Genomic DNA, 15,157 nt, shown 5'->3' with positions numbered 1-15,157 from the left:
CGTACGCATCCCGTGAAAGGCCGGCCGTGAGGAGCGCGGCGCTGCAACGTGCGGCGCTCACCCTGGCCGGCGCGGTGGTCGCCGTGCTGCTGGCCTTCGTGGTCTCCAGCGCCGCCATCGTCATCGCGGGCGGCAGTCCGGTCACCGCCCTCCAGGCGATGTTCGACTTCGGCGAGACCACCGTCGCCGTGGTCAACGCCGTGACGCAGATGCTCAACCGGGCGACCCCGCTGTTCATCGCCGGCCTGGCGGTGGCGATCGGGTTTCGGATGAACCTCTTCAACATCGGGGTCGAGGGGCAGTACCGCATCGCCGCGATCGTCGCCGCCTTCGTCGGCGGCCAGCTCGCGCTGCCCGCGCCGATCCACCTCACGGTGATCATCCTCGTGGCGATGGTCACCGGCGGCCTGTACGCGCTGGTGCCCGCGATGCTCAAGGTCTACCGGGGGGTGAACGAGGTCATCTCCACGATCATGCTGAACTTCATCGCCCTCAGCATGGCCGCCTACCTGGTCCGCGGGCCCTTCGCCGGCGGGCAGGAGGAGGGGCTGACCACCTCGACCCCGCCGCTGCCCCCCTCCGGGCAGTTCCCCAACGCCAACTTCCTGTTCCAGATGTTCGGGCTGCCCGCCCCGCGCGGCACAGGACTGTGGGGGTTCCTGCTGGTCGCGGTGCTGGTCGGGGTGGTCATCTGGGTGCTGCTCGAACGCACGAGGTTCGGCTTCGAGATCAGGGCGAGCGGGCTGAACGGCCCCGCCGCGCTGGCCTCCGGGGTGAACCCGCGGCAGATGGTCATCTCCGCCATGGTGCTGTCCGGCGCGGTCGCCGGGCTGATCGGCCTGCCGGAGATCCTTGGCCGCACCTACAGCTACGGGACCGGCTTCACCCCGCAACTCGGCTTCCTGGGCATCGCGGTCGCGCTGCTCGGCCGTAACAAGCCGCTCGGCATCGCGCTGGCCGCGCTGCTGTTCGCCTTCCTCGACCGGGCCGCCACGCCGTTGCAGTTCGCCGACATCCCGCCGTCCGTGGTCTCCATCATCCAGGGAGCGATCGTGCTCATGGTCGTCATCGCCGGCGAGGTCACCCGGCGGATCGCGCTCCGCCAGGAGGAACGGCGGGCCGCGGCCGGCGCCGCCGCCCCGGCTCCCGCCGGAGTGAACGCATGAGCGCCGCGACCGCGACCGCCGCCGCCGCGCGCCGGGTGCGCCACTACCATCTGGCGCTCATCGGCGCGGCGCTGCTCGTCCTGCTGCTCTCGCTGGTCAGGATGGTGTCCGGCAACGCCGACCTCACCTCCTCGGGCACCTTCGCCGCCGCGCTCGGCCTCGCCGTGCCGATCGGCCTCGCGGGCCTCGGCGGCCTGTGGGCCGAGCGCGCGGGCGTGGTGAACATCGGCCTCGAAGGCATGATGGTGCTCGGCACCTGGTTCGCCGGGTGGGCGGGCTACCAGTGGGGGGCCGCCGCCGCGCTGATCGCCGGTCTGCTGGGCGGCGCGCTGGGCGGCCTGGTGCACGCCGTCGCCACGGTGTCCTTCGGCGTCGACCACATCATCAGCGGCGTGGCGATCAACCTGCTCGGCCCCGGCATCACCCGGTTCCTGTCCGAGGTGCTCTACGCCGAGGGCACCCACGCCGCGGACGCCGGCGGCGGCATCACCGCCTCGCCCACCCTGGCCTGGCAGGCGCCGCAGGTCAGCCTGCCGCTCCTGTCGTCAGGCCCGGACTGGCTCGGCGACCTGGAACGCACCCACTGGTTCCTGCTCTCCGACGTGGCCGGCATCCTGCGCGGTCTCACCTGGAACATCAACGTGCTGGTCATCCTGGCCGTCGCGCTGATCCCGGTGTCCTACTACGTGCTCTGGCACACCGCCTTCGGCCTGCGGCTGCGCTCCTGCGGGGAGAACCCGTGGGCCGCCGAGTCGCTGGGCGTGAACGTCTACCGGACGAAGTACGTCGCCACCGTGATCTCCGGCGCGTTCGCCGGGCTGGGCGGCGTGTTCCTGGTCTTCGTGACGACGAAGTACGTCGAGGGCCAGACCTCCGGCCGCGGCTTCATCGGCCTCGCCGCGATGATCTTCGGCAACTGGCGGCCCGGCGGGCTGGCCGCGGGCGCCGCGCTCTTCGGCTACGCCGACGGCCTGCAACTGCGCAGCTCCCAGGCGGTGACCGGGCTGTTCCTCTTCGGCGCCCTGCTGCTGCTCGCCTACGCGATCATCCAGGTCCGGCGCCGGCTGACCGCCCCGGTGGCCGGCGGCTCCGTCTGCGGGTACACCGTCGTCGCGGTGGCCGCGCTGGGCGCCGTCGTGCTGTTCTGGCTCTGGCTCACCGTGGACGCGCTGCCCGGCGAGTTCGTCTTCATCACCCCGCACGTGCTCACGCTGCTGGTGCTGTCGGTGGCGTCGCAGCGGCTGCGGATGCCCAAGGCCGACGGCGTCCGCTACCGTCGAGGAGAGCAACATTGACCGACATGACTGATTCCAGGCCGGCCGAGGGCGCCGAGCACAACGTGGACATCGACTGGGAGGCGTTGCATCGTGCCGCCGCCGAGGCGATGACGCGGGCCTACGCGCCCTACTCGAAGTTCCCGGTCGGGGCCGCGGCCCTGGTGGACGACGGCCGGATCATCTCCGGCTGCAACGTGGAGAACGCCTCCTACGGCATCGGGCTGTGCGCCGAGTGCGGTCTCGTGTCCACGTTGCACGCCACCGGAGGCGGCCGGCTGGTGGCCTTCACCTGCGTGGACGGGCACGAGGAGCTGCTCATGCCGTGCGGGCGCTGCCGCCAGTTGCTGTTCGAGCACGGCGGCCCGGAGTTGCTGGTGGAGACCGTGGACGGGCCGAAGCGGATGGCGGACATCCTGCCGTACGCGTTCGGCCCCGACGACCTGAGCCGAGGAGCCTGACCGGCGTGAACGTCATCGATGTGATCCTGGCCAAGCGCGACGGCGGGGAGCTGTCCGCCGAGGAGATCGGCTGGGTGGTGGACGCCTACACCCGGGGCGCGGTCGCCGACGAGCAGATGTCCGCGCTGGCGATGGCCATCCTGCTCAACGGGATGAACCGGCGGGAGATCGCCGACTGGACCCAGGCCATGATCGACTCCGGCGAGCGGATGGACTGGTCGGCGCTGGACCGGCCCACCGCCGACAAGCACTCCACCGGCGGCGTCGGCGACAAGATCACCTTGCCGCTCGCCCCGCTGGTGGCCGCCTGCGGCGCCTACGTGCCGCAGTTGTCCGGGCGCGGCCTCGGCCACACCGGCGGCACCCTGGACAAGCTGGAGTCCATCCCGGGCTGGCGGGCGTCGCTGTCCGACGACGAGATGCTCGGCGTGCTGCGCGCGGCCGGCGCGGTCGTCTGCGCGGCGGGCGGCGGGCTGGCCCCCGCCGACAAGAAGCTCTACGCGCTGCGCGACGTCACCGGCACGGTCGAGTCGATCCCGCTGATCGCCTCGTCCATCATGTCGAAGAAGATCGCCGAGGGGACGGGGTCGCTCGTCCTGGACGTCAAGGTCGGCTCGGGCGCGTTCATGAAGACCGAGGACCGGGCGAGGGAGCTGGCCACGACCATGGTCGAGCTGGGCACCGACGCGGGCGTGCGCACCGTGGCCCTGCTCACCGCGATGGACCGGCCGCTCGGCCTCGCCGTGGGCAACGCGCTGGAGGTCGCCGAGTCGGTCGAGGTCCTCGCCGGGGGCGGCCCCGCCGACGTCGTCGAGCTCACCGTACGGCTGGCCCGCGAGATGCTCGAAGCGGCCGGCGTGGAGGGCAGGGACCCGGCGCAGGCGCTGAAGGACGGCTCCGCGATGGACGCCTGGCGCCGCATGATCTCCGCCCAGGGCGGCGACCCGGACGCGCCGCTGCCCAGGGCCGCCGAGTCCGAGGTCGTCACCGCCCCGGCCTCCGGCGTGCTCTCCCGCCTGGACGCGCACGCCGTGGGCGTGGCCGCCTGGCGGCTGGGCGCCGGCCGCGAGCGCAAGGAGGACCCGGTGTCCTTCGGCGCGGGCGTCACCCTGCACGCCAAGCCCGGCGACACCGTACGGCAGGGCGAGCCGCTGCTGACCCTGCACGCCGACGACCCGGCCCGCTTCCCGCGCGCCCTCGCGGCGCTGGAGGGCGGCTACACCGTCGGCGCCGCGGACGGTGACCGGCTCCCCCTGATCATCGACCGGATCACCGCGTAACACCCTCGGGTCACTCCTCGGCCAGGATCACCGTGCGGCAGGCCAGGTGGAGGGCGAGACGGTCGTCGCGGTGGGTGAGGCTGACGCCCAGCAGGTGTTCGACGCGGTCGATCCTGGCGGCGACGGTGTTGCGGTGCACGCCCAGCACGGCGGCGGTCTCGGCCAGGGACGACTCCGCGTCCAGGTAGGCGGCCAGGGTGTGGATCAGGTCGCCCGGGATGCCGTGCAGCGGGGAGAGCAGGGCGCGGGCCGCGGGTTCGAAGGTGTCGGTACGGGTCCACTCCAGCAGCAACTGGGCCATGCCGAGCTGGTCGACGTGCAGGAAGCGGCCGGTCTCCGGGCGGGTGGCGGCCAGCCGGGCGGCGTCGGTGGCCTCGGCGATCGTGCCGGCCAGGCCGTCGGGGAGCGGGTGCGGCCTGCCGACGCCCATGTGCGCGCCCATCGTCCGTTGCAGCTCCCGGTGCGCCGCGCGCAGTCCCGCGGCCAGGGTGCGGACCCGGGTGGCGGTCGGTTCGTGGTCGAAGGTGGTCCAGGCCGTCCAGCCGGCGCCGTGCTCGACGACGACCGCCTCGATGCCCTCGGCGCGCAGGGCGCGGGTCACCTCGGGCCCTCTGGCGACGTTGTCCAGGGTGGACGGGGTGCCGACGCGGATGCCGACGTGCCATCCGCCGAGCGGCCAGCCCGCGTCCGCGGCACGCCGGCGCAGGTCCGCGCTGGGCTCGCCGTCCAGCCTGAGCAGGTCGCCGAGCAAAGCCGTACGGGTGCGCGCGTCGCGTTCGGTCTCCAGGCGGTGGGCGAGCAGCCAGCGCTGCACCGCGCCCGCGGCCACCGCGAGCGCCGGGGGCAGGATGCCGGCGGCGGCGGCCTCGGCGCCGCGTACCTCGGTGGCCAGCCACAACGCCGGCCGGGTCGCGCCCGGCAGCAGCACCGGGTGCGCGAGCAGCACGCCGTCGGCCAGTTCGACGCGTTGCGGCACCGGCCCGTCCACCCGGACCTGGGACGGCTCGGCCAGTTCGCCCGCCAGCGGTTCGCCGCGCTCGTCGAGCACCGCCACCGGCGCGTGGAACAGCGCGCGCAGCGTGGCGGCCACCTCCTGCGGCGGATGCAGCCGGGTCCCGAGCGCCCGGTGCGCCGCCATCACCAGCTCCGCGCCGTCCAGCTCGGGCACCGCCAGCGCCAGCCTGGCCGCCACCACCAGGTCCAGCGGCCCGGCGCCGGTCACCAGCAGCGGCATGCCGAGCCGGTCCGCGAGCATCCGGGTGGCCAGCAACGGCACGTCCTCGCCGCCCCGCTCGCGGTAGAGGACGGCGGCGCCGCCGGCGTCGGCGGCACGGCGCAGCAGGGCGTCGAGACGCCAGTCGCCGGGGTCCACCGGGCCGACCACGGTGAGGAGTTCGCCCGCCGTCAGGGGGTGCTCCGCGCCGGGGTCGGTGATCGGGCTGACCCGCCGCACCTCGCGGTCGAGGCCCCGGCCGCCGGCCGCGACCCGGACCGCCCCCGCCCATTCGGCGAGCGCGAGCAGCCGGCGCACGCTCGCGCTCACGCCGGTCCCGGGAGGAGCCGGCGCCCGGTCGCGCGCCCGCCGGCTGCGGGGAGGAGGACGGGGTCCGCGTCGATGCCGAAGGCGCGGGGGGCGAGCACGGGGAGCCGGGCCGGGTCGGTCCAGAAGGGGGCGGCGGGAAGCTGGAGCACGGCCACCTCGACGCCGTGCCGTACGACGTCGCACAGGATCGGCGCCCCGGTGCGGCGGTCCAGCACGGCGAGGATGTCGGGCGTGGAGGCCACCGGCGTCCCGTCGCGCAGCGCCAGCAGGTACTCGTTCTCCATCTCCAGCCTCAGCAGTTCCTTCGTGGCGTGGTCCTCGACGGTCACGCTGCCCCGGCCGAAGCCGGCGCGGCCGTACCGGGCGGGGCCGAGCCGGCGTGAGACCTCGGCGACCCGGCCGAGCGCGAGGACCCGGCCGCCGGTGGCCGCGGCCAGGGCGGCGGGGTCGGGGTTTTCCCCGGCGGCGAGGGCGCGGCGGCCGAGGGAGAGCGCGCCGCCGAGCGTGCCGAGCACCGCGCAGCCGGGCAGCTCGCCGGCGGGGACGGGGGCCAGCACGAGCGCCGCCCAGCCGCCCGTGCCGGCGAGGAAGACGCGCGCGGCGCGTTCGACCTCCGCCGCCGAGCCGCCGTCGATCAGGACCACCTGCCCGCCCGGCTCGGCGAGCACGGCGGGCGTGAGCCCCCTGCCCACGGCGGCGACGGAGAGCTGGTCCAGCCGGGGCACGCCGCGCCCGGACAGGTCGGCGTCCACCGTGGCCAGGCCCAGGTCGGCGGCCGCCACCAGGGGGATGATCCCGTTGAGCCCGCCGATCTCGATGGACACGGCGGCGGCCACCGGCGTGCCGGTCCAGCGTTCCATCGCGGCGACCGCGGCGCGGAACTCCCCGCCGCCGGGCAGTTTCTCGGTGAACACCGCGGTCGCGCCGACCACCCCGACCGGGGCCACGCCCGCCGACGGGGGCAGTTCGCCGCAGGACGTGACGGTGATCTCCCGCCCGGCGGCGAGTTGCCGGCGCAGCAGGGCGGCGGCGGTGATGGTGTCACCGCCGCCGCCCGAGCCGAGCAGGGAGACGCCCCGTTCCAGGGCCGCCACCTCCGGCATCGCGATGCGCATGGGGACAAGCCTGCCCGATGCGACAAACTCCTACAAAACGGACGACGGGACCAGTTGTTCGACCGGCGTGAAGTCGTAGGGGAGTTCGAAGGCGGAAGGGCCGAAGACGGCGAGGGCCTCCGGGGTGCGCATGATGCCGGGGGTGGAGATGCCCACGACCGTCACCCGCTGGCCGTAGCGCAGCGTCTCCGTGGTGATCGGCTCGGCCCGCTCCGCCTCCAGCACGCACACCAGGTCCGGCACCACGCAGCGCAGCTCGCCGTCCACCAGCGCGACGAGGTTCTCGTTCTGGAAGACCAGCTCCAGCTTGTGCTCGCCGTCGAACGACACCGCCGCCGCCCGGCCCCGCGCGAACCCCGCCTCGGTACGCCGCTCGACGTCGGCGATCTTGCCCCGGAAGAGCACCCGCAGATGCCGGTACAACGTCCCGCCCAGCGCGTCGGCGAGCCGGGCCACCGGGTCCGCGCCCGCCTCCCTGGCCTCGCGGATCGCCCGGCCCACGGTCAGCGCCAGGGTCAGCGTGCGCGGGATCGCCGTGCGCTTCACGTCCGCGCCGCGCATCGAGTACTCGGCGATGTGCGCGGCGCCGCCCAGCCGTACCGTGACGCCCCTGGCCAGCCACTCCATCCGGCGGTTGTCGGCACCGGTGTCGATCACCGCGGTCTCCCCGCGCTCCCCGGCGATGGCCATCGGGGAGCCGGGGACGCCGTACACGCCGAAGGTCTCCATCTGCAGCTCCGGGAACGCCCGGCCCATGCCGTCCGCGTCCACCACGGGCAGCCCGGTGCGCGCGCCCACCACCAGCGGGATCATCGAGTTGATCCCGCCGCACTCGATGGGCATGGTCGCCGACGCCCGCTCGCCCAGCCGGTCCTCCAGCGCGCGCAGCGCGGCCACCGGCTCCGTGCCGCGCGGCAGCTTCTCGAAGACCACCGTCGGCGCGCCCATCTGGGCCGTCGGGATGACCAGCGCGTCGTCGTCCACCTCGTCCGGGTCGAGCACCGTCACCGGGCCGAACTCGCGGATCGCCTGCCGCACGAGCAACTGGCCCACGTGCGGGTCGCCGCCGCCACCCGTGCCCAGCACCGCCGCGCCGCGGGCCAGATCGGGCAGCTGCTCCTCGGTCAGCAGCCAGCTCACTGGAACACCTCCACCGGGTCGATCTCGTAACCGAAGTAACGCGGCCCCACCAGTTCCAGCCCGCCGGGAGTGTGCCAGCGCGGGTCGGCGGGCGCGGCGATGACCGCGAGCCGTTGCCCGAACCGTAGCGACTCGGTGGTGATCGCCTCACCCGTTTCCCGGTCCAGGGTGCAGATCAGATCCGGTACCGAGGCCACCGGCACGCCGTCCCGCTCGGCGATCAGGTGCTCGTTCTGGAAGCGCAGCACCAGCTCGGCGCCGGAGTCGCCGTCCGTCCCGGTCAGCGTGGCCTCCCCGCGGGCGAAGCCGGTGGTCGTACGGCGGGCGACGTCGGTGACCTTGCCGGTGAACAGCGCGTGCCCGCCGAGCCGGTCCACCACGGCGGCCACCGGGTCGGCGTGCCCGGCCCTGGCCGTGCGCAGCAGGGCGCCCAGCTCGGCGCACAGGCTCAGCGTGCCGGGCACCAGGGACTCCCTGGCCTGCCCGCCGGTCATCGCGAAGAGGCTGATCATCGCCGAGCAGCCCATGTCGACGGTGACGCTGCGGGCCAGCCGTTCCGCCCAGTGGTTGTCCACGGTGTCCAGGACGCCCCGGTTGCCCTTCTCGTCGGCGATCGCCATCGGCGTGGCCTGGATCCCGTACAGCGTGGGCAGCACCATCTGGAGCTCGGGGAAGGCCCGGCCCATCGCGTCCGCGTCCACCAGGGGCAGGCCGAGCTGGGCGGCGGCGACCATCGGGATCAGCGAGTTCACCCCGCCCGCCTCGGCGCAGGCGATGTGGGTCAGCTCCCTGCCCAGGTAGGCGGCCAGGGTGCGGGCGGCCAGCGCCACCTGGTCGTTGGAGGGCAGCTTCTCCACCATCACCGTCGGGGCGCCCATCATGGCCACCGGCAGCACCGACGCCCCGGGCGGCAGCTCGTCCAGGGTGACGAGGCGGACCGGGCCGTGCTCGCGCAGCGCGGAGGCGGCCAGCAGCCGGCCGACGTACGGGTCGCCGCCGCCTCCGGTGCCCAGGATGGCCGCGCCGCGCGCGATGTCGTCCAGGTCGGCGACGTTGATCTCCCGCATGTCAGGCTCCGAGCTGGAGGTCGCCGACGGCCTTCACCCTGATCCGGGTCGCGTTGCCCGGAAGGTAGGGGATGGGCACCTCGTCGAAGTCGACGATGTCCACGGTGGACGGGCTCGCCCCGGCGGCGACCGCGCGGTCCACCGCCTCCTGCTTGGCCTCCTCGACCACCGCGTCCCTGCGGCCCGGCTCGATCGCGTACACCCGGTCCACCTCGCCGCCGATCTGCGCGATGGCGGCGCCGATCGCGTTGGCCACCGCGTAGTTCTCCGGCCGGTGCACCTCGCCCACGCCGGCCAGCTCGCCGGGCAGCAGGATCGAACCGCCGCCGACCGCGACCACCGGCAGCGGCTCGGCCGAGGTGCGCATCCGTTCGACGGCGTCCGCCGCGTCGCGGGCGATCCGGTCCAGCGCGGCCCGCACCAGGCCGGGGTCCAGGTGCGCGACCCGGCCGGGGTCGCCGATCTCGGCCAGGCCGGCGGCGACCGCGATGTCGGTGGCGGTGAGGGTGTCCCCGCCGAAGACCAGCGCCCGCGAGGTCAGCTCGTAGCCCACCGAGTCGGGGCCGACGGTCACCCCGGCGCCGGCCGCCGTGCCCCCGGCGGGCTCGCCGCGGACCAGGCTGCCGCCGCCGATGCCGATGGACAGCACGTCCGGCATCCGGAAGTTGGTCCGGATGCCGGCCACGCTCACGTCGGTGGTCGCCTCGCGCGGGAAGCCGTGCCGCAGCACGCCGATGTCGCTGGTCGTGCCGCCCACGTCCACCACCGCGCAGGTGCCGAGCCCGGAGAGCACGGCGGCGCCGCGCATCGAGTTGGTCGGCCCGGAGGCGAAGGTGGCCACGGGGTAGCGGCGGGCGAAGTCGACGTCCATCAGGGTGCCGTCGTTCTGGCTCAGGTACAGCGGGGCGGTGATGCCCGCGCCGGTCACCGACGCGGCGAGGCCGTCCACGATCTGGGCGGCCAGCTCGCGCAGGGCGGCGTTGATCACCGTGGCGTTCTCCCGCTCCAGCAGCCCGATCCGGCCGATCTCGTGGGACAGCGAGATCGCCACGTCGGGCAGCACGGCCGAGATCACCTCGGCGGCCCTCAGCTCGAACTCCGCGTTCACCGGGGAGAACACCGAGCTGATCGCCACGCTGCGGATGCCGGCCTCGCCCATGTCGTGCGCCGCCCTGCGCAGCTCGGCCTCGTCGAGTTCGGCGATGTGCCTGCCGTCGAACTCGTGGCCGCCGTGGCACAGGTAGCCCCGGCCGCTGATCGCGTCCACCAGCCGCTGCGGCCAGTCCACCATCGGCGGCAGCGAGGCGCCGGCGGGCAGGCTGAGCCGGACCGCCGCGGTGGGCGCCAGCCTGCGCGCCTCGACCAGCGCGTTGATGAAGTGCGTGGTGCCGATCATCACGGCCCGCACGCCGGCCGGGTCGAAGGCGTGCTGCCGTTGCAGGCCGTCCACGGCGGCCACGATGCCGGAGGTGACGTCGGCGGTGGTGCTCGTCTTGACCGCGGCGAGCACCCGCGTCCCGTCCAGCAGGACGGCGTCGGTGTTGGTGCCGCCGACGTCGATTCCGATACGCACGGGTCATGACTCCTTGTCGGGAAAGGGGCGGGTCATCCGGCCGTGGGGACGGGCTCGGCGTCGGCGGTACGGCTCGCGCCGACCCCGCGCACCAGGCCGAGCTTCCCGGCCACGATGTAGAGCACGAACGCGACCACGAGGGAGTTGATGCTGGGCAGGCCGAACTCGACGAACCTGCCGACCAGGGCGGAGACGAGCCAGATCACCAGCGTCATCGGCACCCAGACGGGCGCGTCCCGCGGGACGGTCCCCGCGGCGCGGGCGGTCTCCAGCTCGCCCCGCCAGCGCCGCACGACGAAGTACTCCGCGACCATGATCCCGGCGATCGGCGGGAACGCCACGCCCAGCGTGGTCAGGAAGTCGGTGAACCGGTCGAGGATGCCGGCCGCGGCGAGCACGCTGCCGACGACGCCGACCAGCGCGGTGGCCACGCCCCGGTTGATCCGCCTGCCGAACACCGTGCCGACGAAGTTCACCAGGCCGAGCCCGGAGGAGTACAGGTTCCAGTCGTTGATCTTCAGGGTGCCCGCGACGACCACGAGGACGCCGACCCAGCCCACCGAGGAGGTGATGATGGTGGTGACGTCGGAGGACCGGGCGGCGTGCGCGAGCAGCACCCCGGCCAGGCCGATCACGTACTCGCCGAGGGTGATGCCGATCAGCGTCTGCTTGACCACGTCCGCGATCGACCGGTTGAACCGGGTCATGTCCGGGGTGATCACGGCGCCGACGATGAACCCGCCGGCCACCAGGGTGGTGCCCTCCAGGAGGGAGAGCTGCGGCCCTGGCGGCGCCGAGGCGACCAGGGCGCCGACGTCGTGCCTGGACAGCTCGGTGACGATGGACCAGCCGACCAGGACGAGGAACGCGGGCACGGTGAGGTAGGCGGTCCAGGCCATCGAGTGGAAGCCGCGCAGCACGATCGCGGTGACCAGCAGCCCGAACAGCAGCGACCAGCCCCACTCGGGCAGCCCGCCGACCAGCGCGGCCAGGCCCTCGGCGGACACCGCGGACTGGATGCCGAACCAGCCGACCAGGCTGATCCCGATGGCCAGGCCGATCAGGGCCGACCCGGCGCGGCCGAACCCGGTCCAGCGGGCCAGCATGGAGGTGGACAGGCCCTCGCGCACGCCGATCACGCCGACGAAGACGGAGACCACCTCCAGGACCACCGCGCCGAGGGTGAGCGCGAGGAACGCCTGCCAGAAGCCCATGCCGAAGCCGAGGGTGGCGCCGAGCAGGAACTGGCTGAGCGCGGACACCTGGCCGAACCGCTGCACGGCGATCGACCACCAGGAATAGCGGGCGCCCATCGGCACCCTGGTCAACGCATGATCATCGACACCGACGGACGACGCCATCGCCGACCTCCTTATCGCACGGAGGAGTGTTGAGCCGTACGGTAGGCGGCGGCGTGCCGGGCGTCAGTGTGCGAAGTGCACGGCGGGGCGGCTCACAGTGTGCGGGGTGCACATGTGGGCGCGGCGGGGGTCCTCTAAGTCCCCTAGGCGGAGGGGAGGATGGCGCTGAGCACGGCCCGGTGGGTGGGCAGCGCGGCGGCGTGCCTGGCGCGGCCCTCGGAGGTGATGCAGACGAAGACGCCCCTGCGGTCGGAGGGGCACATGTCGCGGCTCACCAGGCCGGCCTTCTCCAGGCGGGCGACCAGCCGGGACAGCGCGCTCTGGCTGAGGTGAACGCAGTCGGCGAGCTCCTGGACGCGGTATTTGTCGCGGCCCGCCTCGACCATCCGGTCCAGGACCTCGAACTCGCTCGGCCCCAGGTCGTGGCGCTCACTGAGCTCGCGCTCCAGGGCGCACCACGCGGCGGCGTGCTGGGCCAGCAGCCGGCGCCACGCGATGATCACCGCTTCGTCGCTCACAGCCGGAGTGTACCACGCGTGAACATAAGCTGCACACGCATTAAATGCTGGCGCATTAGATGCGTACGCATGTATTGTCTCTCGCATGACTCCCTCCTCCACAACCACGGAGCACTGGAACGGGCGCCTGTGGGGAGCGCTCACCGTGCTCTGCGTCGTCATATTCCTCGACGCGCTGGATGTCTCGATGGTGGGCGTCGCGCTGCCCTCCATCCAGGCCGACCTCGGCATGACCACCTCCTCGCTGCAGTGGGTGGTCAGCGGTTACGTGCTCGGGTACGGCGGTCTGCTGCTTCTCGGGGGCCGGACCGCCGACCTGCTCGGCCGCCGCCGGGTCTTCCTGGTGGCTCTCGCGCTGTTCACGGTCGCCTCGCTGCTCGGCGGCCTGGTGAACGACGGCACGCTGCTCATCGCGGCGCGCTTCCTCAAGGGCATCAGCGCCGCGTTCACCGCGCCCGCCGCCCTGTCCATCATCACCACGACCTTCGCCGAAGGCCCCGCCCGCAACCGGGCCCTGAGCATCTTCACCGCGTCCGGCGCGAGCGGCTTCTCGCTCGGACTGGTGCTCAGCGGCCTGCTCACCGAGCTGGGCTGGCGCTGGACGTTCCTCATGCCGGCGCCGATCGCCGTCCTCGCCCTGATCGCCGGTTTCAAGCTGCTGCCCAGGCACACGGAGGAGCGCGCGGAGGGCGGCCACGACCTGCTCGGCGCGATCACCATCACCGGCTCCATGCTGCTTCTCGTCTACGGCGTCGTCGAGGCGCCCGAGGTCGGCTGGGCCTCCGCGCGCACCATCGCCACCCTGGGCGCCGCCGTCGTGCTGCTCGCCGCGTTCGTGCTCACCGAGAGCCGGGTCAGGCATCCCCTGGTACGGCTCGGCATCCTGCGCTCCGCCCCGCTGGTCCGGGCCAACCTCGGACTGGTGATCCTCTTCGGCTCCTACGTCGGCTTCCAGTTCGTCGCCATGCAGTACTTCCAGAACCTGCTGCACTGGTCGGCCCTGGAGACCGCGCTCGCCTTCCTGCCCGCCGGGCTGCTGGTGGCGGTCAGCTCCACCAAGATGGGCGACCTCGCCGACCGGTTCGGCACCGGGCGGCTGATCGCGATCGGCGCGGCGGCGCTGGCCGGCGGTTACGCGATCTTCCTCAACGTCGACCACTCGCCGAGCCTGGCCACCATGATCATTCCTGGCATGGTGCTGCTCGGCATCGCCTTCGGCCTGTCCTTCCCCTCGCTGAACATCCAGGCGACCAACGGCGTCGCCGACGACGAGCAGGGCCTCGCCTCCGGCCTGCTCAACACCTCGGGGCAGGTGGGCGGCGCCATCGTGCTCGGCGTCGTCACCGCCGTGATGACCTCCAGCACCGCGGCCGACCCGGTCGCCGGCATCCGCTCCGCGATCGTCGTCTCCGCCGTGCTCGCCCTGGTCGGCCTGGCCATCGCGTTGACCGGCCTGCGCCGCCCCGCCCCCCGTACGGCGGGCACGGACGCGGACGCGCCGGTCCTGGAGACCGTCTGAGCACTCACACCTACCCCGCATCCGGGCTCCGGGTGCGGGGTAGGCCCGTTCCGGTCTGGGGCGTGAACGATCGGCGGGTTCGGGGCATCTAACAGGTCATGAGAGGCAGCCCATGAACCGCACGCGCATCGTCCTCGCGCTCATCCCGCTCGCGATGTTCGCCGTAGCCTGCGGCGAAGGCGGCGTGACCTCCCAGCCCACCCGGGAGGTCACCACCGCGACCGCCACCGAGCCGGCCCCCTCCGCGGGCGCCGCGAGCCCTCCCGGCGCGACGGCGAACGGCGCCGCCGCCCTGGGCCCGCCCACCAGCATGGACGAGGTGGAGGTGACCAAGGAGCCCGCGGAGCCGCCGATGATCACCGGGGCGCGCTACGCCAGGCATCCCGGCTTCGACCGCGTGGTGCTGGACATCGACGGCTCCCTGCCCGGTTACACGGTCAACTGGACCGACGAGGTCGTGCAGGACGGCTCGGGCGACCCGGTCGACGTGGACGGCGGCGCCTACCTCCAGATCAGGATGACCCCGGCGCAGGCGCACGACGAGGACGGCGAGGTGACCTGGCCGGGCGGGCCCGTCTTCCAGGCCGGCCTCCCCAACGTCCGCACCGTCGTGCGCAACGGCGACTTCGAGGGCATCGTCAGCGTGGCGATCGTGCTGGACCGCCGGGCCGCCTTCCGGGTGCTGGAGCAACGAGCGCCGAACAGGCTGGTCGTGGACGTCGCGCACTGAGCCCCGGCGCGGGACCGGTCGCCGGTCGCGGCGGCGGCCGTGCCAGACTGGCCCGCGTGGGACGACTCATCAACACCGCGACCCGGATCCCGGTGCCGGGCGGCAAGATCATCGACGAGCATGTCGGCAGAGTGAACACCGGGGACGACCGCGTCTCGATCGCGCGCATGGTGGCTCCGGCGGGCTGGTCGGAGCCCGCGCAGACGCCCGAGTTCGCCGAGTACACGCTCGTGCTGCGCGGCGCCGTGCTGATCGAGCACGACGGCGGCACCGACGAGGTCACGGCCGGTCAGGCGTTCGTCAGCGAGCCCGGCGAGAAGATCCGTTACAGCACCGGCCCCGAGGGCGCCGAGTACGTCGCCGTCTGCCTGCCCGCCTTCTCCCCGGACACCGCCCACCGCGACGAGTAG

14 protein-coding genes are annotated in these 15,157 nt (G+C 73.6%); 7 read left to right on the top strand and 7 right to left on the bottom strand.

Features of this window, described 5'->3' with window-relative positions; translation table 11 throughout:
- The first annotated feature begins 26 nt into the window (after positions 1–26).
- From QSK26_RS03000 to QSK26_RS02985, 4 genes are read left to right on the top strand one after another with little or no spacing between them, the layout of a single operon-like run.
- Positions 27–1,166: an ABC transporter permease gene (locus QSK26_RS03000; RefSeq protein ID WP_285773363.1), complete on the top strand. Its 1,140-nt coding sequence runs from the start codon at positions 27–29 to the stop codon at positions 1,164–1,166.
- On the top strand, positions 1,163–2,461 hold the full coding sequence (locus tag QSK26_RS02995; RefSeq protein ID WP_285773362.1) for an ABC transporter permease: 1,299 nt from the start codon (positions 1,163–1,165) through the stop codon (positions 2,459–2,461). The genes QSK26_RS03000 and QSK26_RS02995 overlap by 4 nt, the downstream gene beginning before the upstream one ends.
- A 5-nt stretch (positions 2,462–2,466) precedes the next feature.
- On the top strand, positions 2,467–2,901 hold the full coding sequence (locus QSK26_RS02990; RefSeq protein WP_285773361.1) for a cytidine deaminase: 435 nt from the start codon (positions 2,467–2,469) through the stop codon (positions 2,899–2,901).
- A 5-nt stretch (positions 2,902–2,906) separates the two neighbouring features.
- Positions 2,907–4,181, top strand: coding sequence for a thymidine phosphorylase (locus tag QSK26_RS02985; RefSeq protein WP_285773360.1), 1,275 nt, complete (start codon positions 2,907–2,909; stop codon positions 4,179–4,181).
- A 10-nt stretch (positions 4,182–4,191) separates the two neighbouring features.
- Here QSK26_RS02985 and QSK26_RS02980 read toward each other — a convergent pair whose 3' ends face one another.
- From QSK26_RS02980 to QSK26_RS02950, 7 genes are all read right to left on the bottom strand, one after another.
- The gene (locus QSK26_RS02980; RefSeq protein ID WP_285773359.1) at positions 4,192–5,724 is read right to left on the bottom strand and encodes a helix-turn-helix domain-containing protein; all 1,533 of its coding nucleotides are present in this window, start codon (positions 5,722–5,724) and stop codon (positions 4,192–4,194) included.
- Entirely contained in the window at positions 5,721–6,839 is a 1,119-nt protein-coding gene (locus QSK26_RS02975; RefSeq protein ID WP_285773358.1) for a DUF917 domain-containing protein, read from the bottom strand. The genes QSK26_RS02980 and QSK26_RS02975 overlap by 4 nt, the downstream gene beginning before the upstream one ends.
- 30 nt (positions 6,840–6,869) lie before the next feature.
- Complete coding sequence (locus QSK26_RS02970; RefSeq protein WP_285773357.1) at positions 6,870–7,979, bottom strand: S-methyl thiohydantoin desulfurase family protein; 1,110 nt, start codon at positions 7,977–7,979, stop codon at positions 6,870–6,872.
- A complete protein-coding gene (locus QSK26_RS02965; protein ID WP_285773356.1) occupies positions 7,976–9,046 on the bottom strand; it encodes an S-methyl thiohydantoin desulfurase family protein in 1,071 nt (356 codons plus the stop codon). Before QSK26_RS02965 ends, QSK26_RS02970 begins: the two co-directional genes overlap by 4 nt.
- Position 9,047: 1 nt before the next feature.
- Positions 9,048–10,619 (bottom strand): hydantoinase/oxoprolinase N-terminal domain-containing protein, encoded by a 1,572-nt coding sequence (locus QSK26_RS02960; protein WP_285773355.1) that lies wholly within the window; start codon positions 10,617–10,619, stop codon positions 9,048–9,050.
- 32 nt (positions 10,620–10,651) lie between these two features.
- Entirely contained in the window at positions 10,652–11,980 is a 1,329-nt protein-coding gene (locus QSK26_RS02955) for a purine-cytosine permease family protein (RefSeq protein ID WP_285773354.1), read from the bottom strand.
- A gap of 143 nt (positions 11,981–12,123) precedes the next feature.
- The gene (locus tag QSK26_RS02950; protein ID WP_285773353.1) at positions 12,124–12,498 is read right to left on the bottom strand and encodes a MarR family transcriptional regulator; all 375 of its coding nucleotides are present in this window, start codon (positions 12,496–12,498) and stop codon (positions 12,124–12,126) included.
- An 85-nt stretch (positions 12,499–12,583) separates the two neighbouring features.
- Between QSK26_RS02950 and QSK26_RS02945 the strand changes: the two genes are divergently transcribed.
- From QSK26_RS02945 to QSK26_RS02935, 3 genes are all read left to right on the top strand, one after another.
- Complete coding sequence (locus QSK26_RS02945; RefSeq protein ID WP_285773352.1) at positions 12,584–14,017, top strand: MFS transporter; 1,434 nt, start codon at positions 12,584–12,586, stop codon at positions 14,015–14,017.
- A gap of 112 nt (positions 14,018–14,129) precedes the next feature.
- Complete coding sequence (locus QSK26_RS02940; protein WP_285773351.1) at positions 14,130–14,747, top strand: AMIN-like domain-containing (lipo)protein; 618 nt, start codon at positions 14,130–14,132, stop codon at positions 14,745–14,747.
- 56 nt (positions 14,748–14,803) lie between these two features.
- Complete coding sequence (locus QSK26_RS02935) at positions 14,804–15,157, top strand: cupin domain-containing protein (RefSeq protein WP_285773350.1); 354 nt, start codon at positions 14,804–14,806, stop codon at positions 15,155–15,157.

Origin of the sequence: Microtetraspora sp. NBRC 13810, assembly GCF_030268685.1 — a bacterium.
Taxonomy (GTDB): Bacteria; Actinomycetota; Actinomycetes; order Streptosporangiales; family Streptosporangiaceae; genus BSRQ01.
Note: the sequence above shows the minus strand (reverse complement) of the source record. Positions and strands in the feature narration are given on the sequence as shown.